General features: G+C 48.1%; 16 protein-coding genes. 13 read left to right on the top strand and 3 right to left on the bottom strand.

Annotated features, from left to right (window positions below; genetic code table 11):
* Window positions 1–264: 264 nt before the first annotated feature.
* The gene (locus I8U17_RS12530; protein WP_033099535.1) at window positions 265–717 is read left to right on the top strand and encodes a hypothetical protein; all 453 of its coding nucleotides are present in this window, start codon (window positions 265–267) and stop codon (window positions 715–717) included.
* Window positions 718–781: 64 nt separating this feature from the next.
* Here I8U17_RS12530 and I8U17_RS12525 read toward each other — a convergent pair whose 3' ends face one another.
* Window positions 782–991, bottom strand: coding sequence for a cold shock domain-containing protein (locus tag I8U17_RS12525; RefSeq protein WP_033099534.1), 210 nt, complete (start codon window positions 989–991; stop codon window positions 782–784).
* A 172-nt stretch (window positions 992–1,163) separates the two neighbouring features.
* Entirely contained in the window at window positions 1,164–1,595 is a 432-nt protein-coding gene (locus tag I8U17_RS12520; protein WP_198056085.1) for a DUF2621 family protein, read from the bottom strand.
* Window positions 1,596–1,970: 375 nt separating this feature from the next.
* On the opposite strand from I8U17_RS12520, the gene I8U17_RS12515 reads away from it, so the two are divergent.
* From I8U17_RS12515 to I8U17_RS12505, 3 genes are all read left to right on the top strand, one after another.
* Window positions 1,971–2,183 carry a hypothetical protein gene (locus I8U17_RS12515; protein WP_198059488.1) on the top strand — a complete coding sequence of 71 codons (213 nt, stop codon included), beginning with the start codon at window positions 1,971–1,973 and terminating at the stop codon, window positions 2,181–2,183.
* A 271-nt stretch (window positions 2,184–2,454) separates the two neighbouring features.
* Window positions 2,455–3,585, top strand: a complete 1,131-nt coding sequence (gene yfkAB / locus I8U17_RS12510; RefSeq protein WP_033099531.1) for a radical SAM/CxCxxxxC motif protein YfkAB — start codon at window positions 2,455–2,457, stop codon at window positions 3,583–3,585.
* Window positions 3,586–3,845: 260 nt separating this feature from the next.
* Window positions 3,846–4,508, top strand: a complete 663-nt coding sequence (locus I8U17_RS12505; RefSeq protein ID WP_033099530.1) for a DUF975 family protein — start codon at window positions 3,846–3,848, stop codon at window positions 4,506–4,508.
* Window positions 4,509–4,680: 172 nt separating this feature from the next.
* Here I8U17_RS12505 and I8U17_RS12500 read toward each other — a convergent pair whose 3' ends face one another.
* Window positions 4,681–5,235, bottom strand: a complete 555-nt coding sequence (locus tag I8U17_RS12500; RefSeq protein ID WP_198056084.1) for a GNAT family N-acetyltransferase — start codon at window positions 5,233–5,235, stop codon at window positions 4,681–4,683.
* A 267-nt stretch (window positions 5,236–5,502) separates the two neighbouring features.
* On the opposite strand from I8U17_RS12500, the gene I8U17_RS12495 reads away from it, so the two are divergent.
* The 9 genes from I8U17_RS12495 (at window position 5,503) to I8U17_RS18805 (ending at window position 13,518) form a co-directional block, all read left to right on the top strand.
* Entirely contained in the window at window positions 5,503–5,754 is a 252-nt protein-coding gene (locus tag I8U17_RS12495) for a hypothetical protein (protein ID WP_033099528.1), read from the top strand.
* A gap of 208 nt (window positions 5,755–5,962) precedes the next feature.
* Complete coding sequence (locus I8U17_RS12490) at window positions 5,963–6,655, top strand: DUF3891 family protein (RefSeq protein WP_198059487.1); 693 nt, start codon at window positions 5,963–5,965, stop codon at window positions 6,653–6,655.
* 210 nt (window positions 6,656–6,865) lie between these two features.
* On the top strand, window positions 6,866–7,252 hold the full coding sequence (locus tag I8U17_RS12485; RefSeq protein ID WP_198056082.1) for a VOC family protein: 387 nt from the start codon (window positions 6,866–6,868) through the stop codon (window positions 7,250–7,252).
* A gap of 611 nt (window positions 7,253–7,863) precedes the next feature.
* Window positions 7,864–8,772 (top strand): hypothetical protein, encoded by a 909-nt coding sequence (locus tag I8U17_RS12480; protein WP_198059486.1) that lies wholly within the window; start codon window positions 7,864–7,866, stop codon window positions 8,770–8,772.
* Window positions 8,769–9,401, top strand: a complete 633-nt coding sequence (locus I8U17_RS12475) for a class D sortase (RefSeq protein ID WP_232331077.1) — start codon at window positions 8,769–8,771, stop codon at window positions 9,399–9,401. Before I8U17_RS12480 ends, I8U17_RS12475 begins: the two co-directional genes overlap by 4 nt.
* Before the next feature lie 20 nt (window positions 9,402–9,421).
* On the top strand, window positions 9,422–10,333 hold the full coding sequence (locus tag I8U17_RS12470) for a conjugal transfer protein (RefSeq protein ID WP_033099525.1): 912 nt from the start codon (window positions 9,422–9,424) through the stop codon (window positions 10,331–10,333).
* A 1-nt stretch (window position 10,334) separates the two neighbouring features.
* A complete protein-coding gene (locus tag I8U17_RS12465; protein ID WP_033099524.1) occupies window positions 10,335–10,598 on the top strand; it encodes a hypothetical protein in 264 nt (87 codons plus the stop codon).
* Window positions 10,595–10,990, top strand: coding sequence for a TcpE family conjugal transfer membrane protein (locus I8U17_RS12460; protein WP_052153934.1), 396 nt, complete (start codon window positions 10,595–10,597; stop codon window positions 10,988–10,990). The genes I8U17_RS12465 and I8U17_RS12460 overlap by 4 nt, the downstream gene beginning before the upstream one ends.
* Window positions 10,987–13,518: an ATP-binding protein gene (locus tag I8U17_RS18805; RefSeq protein ID WP_198056080.1), complete on the top strand. Its 2,532-nt coding sequence runs from the start codon at window positions 10,987–10,989 to the stop codon at window positions 13,516–13,518. The genes I8U17_RS12460 and I8U17_RS18805 overlap by 4 nt, the downstream gene beginning before the upstream one ends.
* The last annotated feature ends 5 nt before the right edge of the window (window positions 13,519–13,523 follow it).

Here is a 13,523-nt window from a genome sequence, read left to right as displayed (position 1 = left end):
ATTTTTTTTATTTTTTGGCAGAAAAAATACCATAGAAGAATATTTCCGCAATATAGAAAATATTTATCTAATTCTAATAATTGATTGAATCAACCTTCAGCTCTTCTTTATACTAAGTTTGTAAGGGAAGAAAAGAAGCAAGAGTTCCAAAAAGATTGGATCCAGACAAAAGAAAAAGCGAATTCTTGATCGCCTCTTCCTTCCGGGAAGAGAAGCGAATGGATAAATCCGTTCCCGATTTTTTGGTGAAAGGAAGTGTCACGGGTGAAAAGGATGATCTTTTTAAATTTGAATAATGACCTTAAACGGGTTTTGTTGCAAGCGCTTCAGAAACAGATGGAATATTTTTATAACAAGAGTTTGCAAGAACCCCGCAAATTTTTGTCCGCCGTCTATTATGAAGAGGCGAAAATGCTGGAGGAAGCCATGTCACAAATTCAGACACAATGGACGGAGGCTCTTCCCAGCGCACAGGTGGTATCTCCCCCGCCCTCCGATTTGTGTGCGGAAGATGAGCGCCAATTCTATGTATCCTTTTGTGAACTGAAAAACAAAAAAATCGGCTCTCTGTTTGCTTTTACAGAGGAAGCGGAGCCGATCGAGGTCACGTACGACAACAAAAAGGGATTTACGATTAAGGTAAATAATTGCATTTCTGCACAAACTTACGATCTGGATACAGCCTTTTTCACGTTCCTGGACTTAATTGAGGAATAACCTTGCCGGTTGCATGATTAAAAAAGCACTTTCCCTAAGGAAAGTGCTTTTTTGTGGCTTGAGTTTAGCGGACTTGGTTCAAGCGAACAACGTTGGCGGATTGGGGTCCGCGTTCACCCTCTACGATATCGAACTCAACCGGTTCGCCTTCTTCGAGGGTTTTGAATCCATCGGCTTGGATCGCGGAGTAGTGTACGAATACATCGCCACCGTCTTCGCGCTCGATGAATCCATAACCTTTTTCAGCATTGAACCATTTAACCTTACCCTTCATCTTAGGGCCTCCTTCTTCCATTAAAAAGCGGTCAAACTCAAGCACTTGAAAACCTTTTGTTACGCTAAACAAGAGGCCACAAGATGAAACTTGACTTGCATCCGACTTTTTAACGCTTAATTATAAACACATCATAACACGCCCGTCGAAACGGTTCAAGTTTTTTCCTTCCTTATTGGAATAAATGTTGATAGGCGGAAAGATCGATCTGTTTTTTTTGCAGTGTTTTGATCAACCACTTGTGATCCCGTTTGGGTGTGGCCAAAATGTAACCTTTCACGATATGTTCTTCCGTTAATTTTTCAGCCTGTTCATGCAAAACCAGTTCACCGATTTTTCCGGCAATTTTCTGTTTGGCCACATCGCGGAACAGTTTGGGCACGGGTTCAACCAGTTCATTTAACAGCGCTTTTTGTTCATCCGACCAGAGATGCAGCGTTTGGTTTATATAATACTCCTGCCAATCGAGGATCGATTTCCCGTCTTCCTTGGGCAGTGCTTTTAAAAACTTGCGGAACATGAAGTAACCGCCGATTGCCAGGAAAAGGAGAAACACGATCCAGAAGAACAGATAGAACCATTCAAGCCATGCAGGTACTGTCACAGAAGGCCACACCTCTTTTCTCGTCCTCTTTCAAAAATTCATTATAACGAAGGGGAAAGTACAGCTGCAAGTCGGAGCCGAGACACACGCCGATTTCATGACGGGAAAAAGGCATAAAAAAACGCCTTCTTCCATTTATTTGGAGAAAGCGTTCCTAGGTTTTCCGCTTAGAAAAAAGTGTGGATGGCATAACCGATCAGTCCCCAGCAAGGAATACTCAAGAGAGAAGCATTGATTAAACCGACAAGTGCATTGTTCATCTGAATGACCTCCTGTGTGATTTTTTGATTTATGGCAATTCCGCTTGGAAATGATGATCCTTATCCAATCAAGAGACGAACTGCGAAATAAATGATTCCCCATACCGGAAGGCTCATGAGCGTTGCATTAAACAAACCGATTGAAGCGTTATTCATGGCTGTTTCCCTCCATCAATCTCTTGATGAGTTTATTATAGAATGGCTTTTTGCGTTTGTCCGCGATTTTACGCAATTGAAAACGAAATGTAATCTTGCGGTTACGTTAAGACGCTTTTTGAAACAAAAAAACATCCTGACAAATGAGGGCATTGCGCATCAAAAAGACTGATTTTCAAGGCTTGCAGTGGAGGTCACACCATCGTGCGCCTGTGCGGGCCCGGTAACATAAAACCGGGCTCTGAAATATTGTTGTAACATTGCCGGAAATATTGACGTTACTTCAGCGCTGGGCTATACTCTCACCCGTGCCTGTTTTTTGAAAAAATGCATGTCTTTTCGGTACAACCCAAAGGATGAAAATCCGGTAAACCCGGATGGATGAGTGCGCCCCGCCCCGACATGTGACGGCACTTTGACAGAAGAAAAAAGGAGAGCGTGAAATGCAACCAAATCAAAAAGGGATAAGACCGGTCACTCCGCAATATGATCCTTGGGATGCATGGATGACGAGAGCCGCGACAGGAAAGTACGAATTGACCAGTGTGGAATTTACGGTAACCAACCTTTGCAACTTGCGATGTGAGCATTGTGCGGTTGGAGAGACACTGGTGGAAAGGGAAGGACTGCCGATCAGCGTAGATCAGTTGATCCGTCGTCTTGATGAAGTGGAGACATTAAAAACATTAAGCATTACAGGGGGAGAGCCGATCTTAAATCCCCGTGTCGTAAAAGAAACGATTCGTCCGTTGCTTAAATATTGCCGGGAGAGGGGGATTTATACCCAGCTCAATTCCAACCTGACCTTGCCGTTAAGCCGGTACGAGGATTGGATCGAGGATTTGGATGTCTTACATATTTCCTATAACTACCGGGATGCGGAGGATTTTTACCGTATCGCTTTTCAGAAAGCAAAAAAAGACGTGGATTTTAAAACGGCGGAGACCCTGTTTAACCGGTTGAAAGAAAATGCGCGCCAATTGTCCGCACAAGGTGTTTTCATTTCAGCCGAGTCGCTGTTAAGCCCGTTTACTTCCCGCCATATCGTGAAGATGCATCAGGATATTGCGGAAATGGGCTGCAAGCGGCATGAAGTTCACCCCCTTTACCCGAGCGATTTTGCAAGGGGAATGGAGCTGCTGACACTGGATCAGTACCGGGAAACGGTGCACCGCCTGCTCGATGGACACCATCCGGAAGTATGGATCTTGTTTGGCACCCTTCCATTTTACCCGTGCAGCGACAAAGCGGAGGATCGCGAGCTGTGGCAAAGGCTTCATCGTGAGCCGAATGTGACGGTCAGACAGGATCCCGATGGACGCAACCGCCTGAATGTCAATGCGTTTACCGGAGATGTCATCGTGACGGATTTTGGGGATGTTCCCGCTCTGGGAAATATCAAAACAGACCGGCTGGACGATATTTTTCAGCAATGGCTGGAACATCCGCTGGCCAAGAAAACCCATTGTTTTTGCCTGAAAGCGAAATGTGCCGGCCCCAACCTGTTGGTCGCCCATGCTTATTATGCCGATTGGGATTTCAGCAAACGCCGTGCCAAAATTGAAATACAGTGAAGGGGAAGAGATCTGTTTTCAAGTTGCTGTCACATGACGGGGAGAGGGGCTCCTCCCCTGCTTTCCGTGATGTCGGTTTTGACTTTCTTCAGGCTGTGCCGGAAAGACATGAGTGTTTTTTGGGGAGTCAGACAAAATACGGGGAGTACACGTTTGCTCGCAACCTTTTTACCAAAATCGAAGTAAAAATATAAATATTTGAATATAATGTTCTGTATATTTATACTATTGAATATAAAACAAAAAAGGAAGTGAGATCGTTGAGCTATTCTTCTCTTCGTCAAGCCGCGCGAGATTCTTTGCGGGGGAAATGGGGCATCGCGGTCGGAGTTACAATTTTATATCTTATTTTAGTTAACGGTGTTCCGACCATTATTGATCTGTTTTTGAAGCCGAGTGATCCGCAGAACGAATTGGACGGGGTGTCGCTCCTTAACACACTGATTCAATTACTGTGGTGGATCTTTGTATATGCTCCGCTCATTATTGGATATGTCGTGTTTATCATGAAGTTGGTGCGCCGGCAAGAAGCAGAAACCGGGGATCTGTTTTCACGTTTTAAAGGGGAGTGGTATCTCCGGTCCATCGGTGTGGTTGTGTTGCAATCAATTTATATTGCATTATGGAGTATACTGTTGATCATTCCCGGGATTATCAAGTCCTATTCTTATTCCATGGCTTATTATATCCTGCTGGATCATCCCGAATATTCGGCATTCCAAGCGATTACGGAGAGCCGGAAGCTGATGAACGGCCACAAGTGGCAGCTGTTTGTGCTGCATCTCACGTTTATCGGCTGGTTCCTTTTGTCCTTCATTTCGCTGGGAATCGGGTTTTTCTGGTTAATTCCCTATTTCAATGCGGCACAGATGCAATTTTATTTGAAAATCAGCGGCCAGTCTACGGAAGCATCAATTCGCTGACAAAGAGAAACCCATCCGTCCGGTTTTCCTGGCGGATGGGTTTGTCGTGCGATTGTCGCCTGCCCGTGAGTCTTTAAATTGCGTTTCTTGATCTTATTGCCCGCGTGCCGGCGACACGGGACGCAGGCGTCTGCGGGGGTTTTCCGGATCGGTACGGGGTGAATCCGTTCGGTCAAATCGAGGGCATCGGCCACTCTTCCGAGGTGATGGAATAAATTTCGTGGTCCTCCCATTTGCCGTTGATGCAAAGATAACGTTTCGAGAGGCCTTCATAACGGAATCCCGCTTTTTCGACCACGCGTTTGGAGGGGAGATTGCGCGGCATAATGGCGGCTTGGACACGGTGCAACCCGGCCGTCGCAAAAGCGTATTGAACCGCTAATTTGACTGCCTCGGTCATATATCCCTTTCCTTGCATCCGTTCATCCATAAAATATCCGATTGTGCAGTTTTGCCAGGCCCCGCGCACGACATTGCTCAGGTTGACCCGGCCGATGAGGGAATGGTTTTCCAGCAAAAAAATGCCGAAGGGATATCCCTGATCTGATTTCCATTGCCGGATCGCCTGCTCGATGGCGGAATGTTGTCCGGCGGCAGTGAAGTAGGATTCCGGCCGGATCGGTTCAAAGGGTTGAAGAAAGGAGCGGTTTCGCTGCACCAATTCCAGCATCGGTTGTACATCGTCCAGCGTCAATGGGCGAATGCGGATTTTTTCTCCGTTTAACATATCTCCCTCCGTTGCTTTTGTATTTCTCTGCGAGCAAAACATAATAACCCTTTATTTGGAACTTTGTCAACAGACTGCTTTTTATTAATATTGTTTTTTCTGTGAGTAAAAATTCGGTGGTGTGAAAATGGAACCCGGATTCCGGACCGTTTGACAATGGGTTATGGAAATGGGTGATCCAAACAGAATATAATGAACTTAGGACGTTTATTCTTTTTACTGTGTGTGGTTGTTGACAGCAAGGTTGTAGTCATCGGAGGAGTGCATATGGATCTGTTTCAAAAATTTGTCCGGGAAAACGTGGACGGGCCGGAGCAATCGAAATCGGAACGCATTCTTTTGGTGCCGCGTCCGTTGGAAAAAGAGTTTGAGCACTTTTGCCGCAAACGCAATCTCAGTTTTAATGAAGGGTTGATCATGCTGATTGAAACAGCGCTCAACCAGGAGAAGAAGCCAAAGCAACCGGAAGAGGAGGCTGTACAGCCGAATCCGCAAATGTTTATGAACGATGCTTTGTAACCTTCGTTGTAAAGAAGCCGGAACCCGTCTGTATCCGGCTTCTTTCCGTGTGAGTGCATCGCTGGACAGGGCCGTGGGGGGCTTCCTTCGCATTTTGTTTTCTGAATTGAGATACGATTGGAACCGCTTTCCTACGCAATCATGTCCGCTTTTGCCATCCATGATTTCGCGTTTTTTCACCCGGTCTAGCACGAAAAGGAGGGACAGCATGATCGTCAGGAAGAAGGAAAACGGGTTTGTCTTGATCAAACAGCATGATCACAGTTTAGTCTCAGGGGAATTTGCTGCGCATGTAAAGCAGGAGATCGAACCGCGGGAAACAACCCTCTATGCCATCTCCCATCATGATATCGGATGGAGGGAATTGGATCAATCAGTGTTGTGGAATGATGAGGCGGATGCTCCCTATTCATTTGATCAGTATCCGATGTTGCCGAAAGTGAAAGCCTACAGCGAAGGAATTTCCAAGGTAGAATCGTTCTCACCCTATGCCGGATTTTTATGCAGCAAACATTTTGCTTCGTTTTTTCAAGATGCCAAAGATCCGGTCGGACAGCAATTTCGACAGCAGGAACTGACCCGGCAACATCGTTTGCGAAAAGGTTTTACCGGGACGGAAGAAAGAAACAGCGACGCCAACTTCCGATTGTTGCAGTTCTGTGATGATCTGTCGCTCTTCCTCTGTTTGAACGATCCGGGGACCAATGAGCATCCTTGGTACAGAAACGGGATTCGCTATGGGGGAACAACATATCAATGGGTGTGGGAAGGGGAAGAGCAGCTTCGCTTGGCTCCTCAGTTCTTCAGTTCTTCCTTTGACATTGAGCTTCCGTATCAAGTGGTGGACAAGAACCGGGATATCATCGGGCGGGGAACGTATCGCTTTCGCATATCCGTTTGAACATTGGACGGGCTGGTTGACTTTTTTTCCGGGGCAGACCAGCCCGATTCGCTTTTGAGAAACATTTTGCTTCTTCGCCCAAAGGCCGCTGCAAAAAAGCCAGTCCCCATCTGCTTGCAAAAGACAATGAATCTTCCGTGTATTGTGAGTTTTGCTTGCGGCCGTTAAGGGAAATTTTTCAAAGAAAAAAGGAACAGGTGAGAATGACCGATGAAAATTACAGGATTTAATCATTTGACAATACGGGTGAACGATTTGCGGCAAAGCCTTCCCTTTTACCTCGATGTTTTGGGAATGAAGCTGGTTCATCGCGGGCGGAGCGATGTTTATCTGGAGTGGGGAGAGGCATGGATCTGCTTGATAGAGACGAAGCAGCGGCGGAGACAAGAGGGAATGGGAATCGACCATGTCGCTTTTACGATTGCGGAGGAGAATTTTTCCGAAGCCGTTTCCCGATTAAAGCAGCATGGAGTGCCCTTTGTCAGGGAACCTGTGTTTCGCGGAGGGGGATGGTCTGTCCAATTTACTGATCCGGATGGGACAGTGTTGGAATTATTTACGGGGACTTTGGAGAAGCGGATGAAAAATTGGCGATAATCGCATAAAAAAAGTATGTTGGCTGCCCTGATCACGGTCGGTCAGGGAGATGAATAATTATTAATTTTTTTGTATAAAAATTAATTGCGGGAGGGACGGTTTGAAGACATCGGTAATATGTTTGACTGGGAGACGGATTTCCGGCCGGTTTGCTTTCCGCTTAAAATTCACGGAGTGAAAGATTGTTTTTGCTGATATCCTCGGCAAAAGGAGGGGGATGTCCATTCGGGCAATGGGAATTTTTAAAATTTTAAAAGCAAAAAGTCGCCTTCTCTGCCGTTTAAAGATTCATCTTTATAGTGGAAATGTTGCTTCTTATACAGAGGAATAAAAATATATTCGTGCCGGTTTAAATAGTCGATAAAAAAAATATATCAGGAAATTTTACAAAATTGTGTTGAAAAAAGTACGATTTGTGTAATATTATAGGGAAAAGAAATGGATATTGTACATGATCTTTCCAATTGAGGCGGACCACTTTTTTCCATTGGAAGGCGGAAAATCGGACTGACAGCGTGTTCTCCTGTTGCCGGCTTTTTTGCAATGAATAATTATAAATGGAATTGCTTGTCGGCGGATTGCACCGCCTTACCCTTAAGGAGGGGGATAAAGTGAAAGATCCCAAACAAATATTGGATTCCTGGCGTACTGATATAAAGTCGCATAACCTCTTTTCCAATTTGCTCATGCAATTCGATTTGGAGTATCCCAATTCGGGCAAAAATCGTAAAAAACCGGTTCCCAAGCGGCATCTCAACCGGACGGTGGCGACTCTTTCCCTTTGCCTGGTCACTGGTTTGACCGTTGGCGCGGGTTCAGCCTTTGCGGAAAGCGAGTGGGGCAAGGATACACCGCCGCTTGACCAGCCGGCTTCTAAGGTGGGCGTCCAAGCTCAGCCTCCCCGGGCGGAGGATCGTTCAGTGGAGCAGATCATTCAGGACCGGCCGACCGAAAACGGCACAGGAAAGGATTTTCAGCAATTAAAGCCCGATGTGCCCGTTCAGGAGAAGCAGACTGAGCGGAGAAGCCTGAATAATGCGAACTCTGTGCTTGATCGGCCATCCGAATCCAGGGAGGATCAGTCCCGGGAAACCCAAACAAAACAACCGGATCACCAGCTTCAATCAGGTCAGCATCAGGAATTGCCTCCGAAGTCAAATACATCACCCCATGCGACTGACCAATCCAAAGAGGCATCATCCAAGGCGGCCAAGCACAGCCAGACCCATCATTATGTTCCGCCTGTGAGGACGGTTCAGGGACATGAACAGTCTGAAGGTTCCAAATACAGTGCTTCCCGATCCGAGATGCAGTATGCTTCAGGAGCAACCCATTCTCCAGATGTCACGGCGAATTCCAAACAGCCTTCAGAGAAACTCGCAGCGGAGCCCAAAACAGTAAACGGCGGTGCTCTTCCGAAAACAGCCAGCGGTGATTTAAATGGTGTAGTGTTCGGTGGTGCAGCTGCTCTGTTGGGGTCCGCTTATACCATGTTCAGAGGCAGGAAGGATCAAGCTTGAAATGGGATCGGTGGCTGGCTTGTCTCCTGGTTACGCTCGGTTCCGCCTATGCCGGTTATTCGGGTATCCAGTATTATGAAAAAATCAGAGCGGTTCAACATGTTTCCGCTGATCCGGCAGCGCTGGCAGGCGACCGCAAAACAGCGGATGCGACACAGAAAGCGGCAACGGATGGAGGACACGACCGGGTTGTCGTTCCGTACAGGGAACGTCCAAAGACCGGCCAACATTTTGCTGATTTGATCATACCAAAATTAAAGGCGAAAATGCCCGTTATTGAAGGAACCGACGAAGATGAGCTTGCTGTCGGAGTCGGGCATTATGCGGGAAGTGTGCTTCCGGGTGAACCGGATAACTGCGTTTTATCCGGTCACCGCGATACAGTTTTCCGGCATGTCGGGGAGTTGAAACAGGGTGACGAGTTGCAGGTCGTTACTTCGCAAGGAACATTTGTCTATGAGATTACCAGGACATGGGTGACGGACCCTGACGATCGGTCGGTGATCGTTCCACTTGGAAGGGCTGTTCTCACATTGACCACATGTTACCCATTTTCATATATAGGGCCGGCTCCAAAGCGGTATATTATCCAGGCACAGCTGAAGGAGAAAATAACGATTCCGCAATGACGGTACAAGGAGGATGAACAATGGAACGGCCGATAATTCGTCGAAAGGTGCTCCGGTTTCTGTTTTGGGCTTTGCTTCTTTACACGGCGCTGAGCACCACCGTTGTCTGGGCGATTCAGTTTGGGTTTATTGCTGTGCCGCCCAGGGCAGCCGTCGTCGCCGGTCCGGCGAAAAACACAAGTTCCGCTGCTCCCTCATTGAGCGAGGTCGCTTTCAGCGAGCAGTTTGCCAGAGAGTATTTGCTCTGGACACACGGAAAGGAGGAGTCCCGGGCCGAAAGGCTCAAGCTGTTTTGGAAGCCCAACCTGGATGTACAGGGAGGATTGGACTTTTCAAAGGCCGGCTGGGATTCCTATGCACGAAATGTCGATGTCTGGTCAATCAAAGACCGGCCGGATCAGTCGGGAATCAAAGATGTCACCATCTATGCAGAAACCATTTTGACCAATGTCAACAACCCGAAAGAGGAAAAGCGGGTGGATCGCTATCTTGTGGTGCCGATTAAAAAAGCGGGCGATTCATACATTGTTGTCGATATCCCGCACTTTATCGCACCTCCGGTCGCGACTGTACAAGATCAGAGCGGGGATGAACCCGATCAGGATCAAGGGGAGATGGTAAATGATTCTACGCGGAGACAAGTGGAAACATTCATGAAATCTTTCTGGAAAGTATATACAACCGGTGAACCAAATGAAATTGCCTATTTTCGCAAAGATGGACAGCCGGCCTCCGGCTTGACCGGGATCATGGGATTTGTCGACTTGAAGAATTTGGCTGTCTACCGCAAGGACGACACTTATCATGCCGAATGCGATGTCACATTGCAGGATCTGGCCTCGGGGGCGCAGCTGAATTATCATTATGATTTTGATCTCGTACAGGTAGGCGACCGTTGGTATGTATCAAGAATGGGACAAGGAGAGGTTTAGTGTGATGAAATCCTATCTGCTGTGGCTGATGGTTGCGGGTCCGGGTGAGAAACTGGAGCAATCGCTGGGAGGAGAAATCGGTTCGCTGTTTTTGCTGGCGGTGATCTTTATCAGTTTGACCCTGTTTTGGAAGCGGGCCTTTACGGCTTTTATCGGATTTGCCCTGTTCGCGATGCTGGTGAGTGTCTTTATTTTCCAACCTCAACTCATTACACATCTGGGTTCCGACGGATTTCGCTGGTTGTTTGAGGCTTATCTGAAATGAAGCAGATCCGCGTCTACAATAAGGTCTTTCGCATTGAGAAAACAGTCTACTCCATTCAGGGGGTTCACCTGCCGCTGCCCGTTTCTTACCGGCAGATGGCCTTCTTCGTCGGAACCTTGATGGTGATGGTGGTCTTGAATAAATTTCCGCCCCTGTCATGGGTGGATTACTTCCTGATCAAGTTTATCGGGATTCCGGCGCTCGTCGCCTGGTTTTTTACGCGAAAGACGCTGGACGGCAAGGCGCCGCACCGCTTTCTCATGCGCGTGATCGAGCATTTTTTCAGTCCGCATCATTTTGCGCGTTACCAAGAAATCGCACGGCCCAAAAATCATGTTTACGTTTATGAAGGAGAAGTTACATATCGGAAATCCGGGGGGGATACCCAGTGACGCGCGTTCCGTTTCCGGTCAAATACTTTGAACGAAATCTGGTGTTTGGCAGTGATGAGTCGGTTTACGCTTATTATGAATTGCAACCGTTTAATTACGATTATCGGTCAACCGACGATAAGCTGAGCCTCCATGCGAATTTGGAGGCTTTTTATTGGAACATTCTCGCTGATACGCACGCTTTGGTCGTACCGGAATTCCAAAGCCTGGAGGAGCATGAGGAAGCGATGGTCGGCCGCTTGAACGGGAACGATGCACTCCGCGAGGCGGGCGTTCATCAGATCCGCGCGGTGATTGAGCATCTGAGGGGAAAAGAAGTGCACCAACACCGCTTTTTTATCGGTGTGAAGCTAAAAGAGGCGAGCGTGCAGGGATTATCCTTTTTTAACGAACTCGCTTACCTTTTGAAAGATTTTAAGCGATTCCTGCTTAATCAGTCAGGAACCGACTCACCTGAGATTTATGAAGAAGAGATTCAGGCTTATATGGTGCAGGAAGAGTTGATTTTCTCCCGCATCAATGGATTTTTGCGGGTTCGCCGGGTGACTCCGGCCGATTTGGAATGGTTGATTCGCCGCGGGTTTTACCGGGGGATTGGTGAGACGCCGCGGCGGCACAACTGGAAACCGCAGGCGATTCCGGTCACGGTAAAAGGCAAAAAAGCGCGCCGGCCGTCCCGGGATATCCTCACCCTGGCGGAAGGGAGATTCAATGATTCGCACGGCCGGCAGCTGATTGTAGAACAGCATGTGGGCGGCAAAGTGAAGAAGGGCTATATGGCTTTTTTAACGTTGTCCCATATTCCCGACAAAGCACCCTTTCCCGGACTGGAATGGCTTTACTGCCTGCAACGCCTCTCTTTTCCGGTCGAGGCTTCGGTGCGGACGGAAACGATTGAGTACAGCAAAGCCCTGACACAGGTGTTGAACAAGAAGAAGGAATTAAAAGCGGAAGATGAACATGCCTTGGAAAGCGGAGTGGAAACTTCTTACCATATTTTGCACAGCCGCCAGGAAGCGAACGAACTGGAAAGCAATTTGCGCACGGATAAATTTCCGCTGATCACAACCTCCATCGTTTTGTGTGTATCCGCGTCAACCGAGGAAGAACTCCATTTGCGCATTCAACTGGTGAAAGATTTGTACAGCGACATGCTGATCCAGGTGGAGGTTCCGTTCGGTGATCAGTGGCGGGCTTTTAATGAATTTCTGCCTGGAGCGAAACGGTATATCACGGATTATATCCATTACATGGATCCTGCGGCGGTGGCGGCCAGCATGATCGGAGCCACCCGCCAGCTGGGGGACGGGCAAGGCCATTTTATCGGGATGTCGCAAAATCTCCCCGTTTTCTTCCAACATGACCGGGGGCCAAAAGATAAAAAATTGAGTTCAACGGCATCTGCGGCATTTATCGGGTCGCTGGGGGCAGGGAAATCTTTGGGGGCCAATCTGCTCGCCTATCAAGCGCTTTTAAACGGGGCTAAGGTGTTAATCTTCGACCCGAAAGACGAACGGGCGCATTGGCCTGATTTTTTGCCGGAACTAAGGGAGATCACGAGCATCGTCACTTTGCGCGCCACTCTTGAAGATCGTGGGAAATTGGATCCGTTGATGGGAGCGGCCAGCACTGCGGACCGGTTGGCGGCAGCGGAAACGGCGAAACGGATTCTGCAATTTTTGGCGCGGGCGGCTGATGGAACATATGAAGCGATTGTGATCGGAAAAGCGGTGGATCAAGTGGCCAAGGAGGATCGCCCTTCGATGATGCGGGTGATCGACCGGTTGCGTGAAGGGCTCAAATCGGCGCCGGAGAAACGGCAGGACAGCCTGGAAGAGATCGTTGATGTCTTGAGCTATCTCGCCACTTCCGGACAGGGGCAGCTGTTGTTTGGGGATGGAACGCAAAGGGCGATCGATTTGTCGATGCCGCTGACCATTTTGCAGGTGGAGGATCTGAAGCTGCCGGAAGAGAGCCAGACCGATTTCGGCCGGATGGGGATCGCGTTGTTAATGGCGATTTCCGACTTTTCGCGTCGTTTTTCCAATCAATCTTCCGATGAGTTTAAGCTGGTACTGTTTGATGAATCCTGGCGCTTGGCAAAAGTTCGCGAGGGCCGGGCGATTCTGGAGGAGCTGGTTCGTACCGGCAGAAGCAAAAATGCCGCCATTTACTTAATCAGCCAAAACGCAAAAGATATGTTGGGCGAAGAGATTCGTTCCAATCTGGGATGCCGGTTCGTCTTCCGGTGCCGGGATTTGAAAGAGGCGGAGGCGGCCTGCCAAATTCTCGGAATTGAACCCAATGAGGGAAACATCGAAACCATCAGGAATCTGCCTACGGGTACGTGTCTGATGTCGGATTTGGAAAAGAGAGTGAATGAATTGGAAATCCGCGTTCTGGAGGAAAGGCTTTTCATCGCATTTGATACCCGCCCTGGTTCGCGCGCAGAGAAAAATGCGGATCTGGTATCTCTGCCAACCCAGGAACGGAAGAAAGGAATGCTGCCTGCCCGTTCGTTCCAGTGAGGAGG

This window comes from Thermoactinomyces sp. CICC 10521 (assembly GCF_016055135.1).
In the GTDB taxonomy this organism is placed as follows: Bacteria; Bacillota; Bacilli; order Thermoactinomycetales; family Thermoactinomycetaceae; genus Thermoactinomyces_A; species Thermoactinomyces_A daqus.
This window is presented reverse-complemented; position numbering and strand designations above follow the sequence as displayed.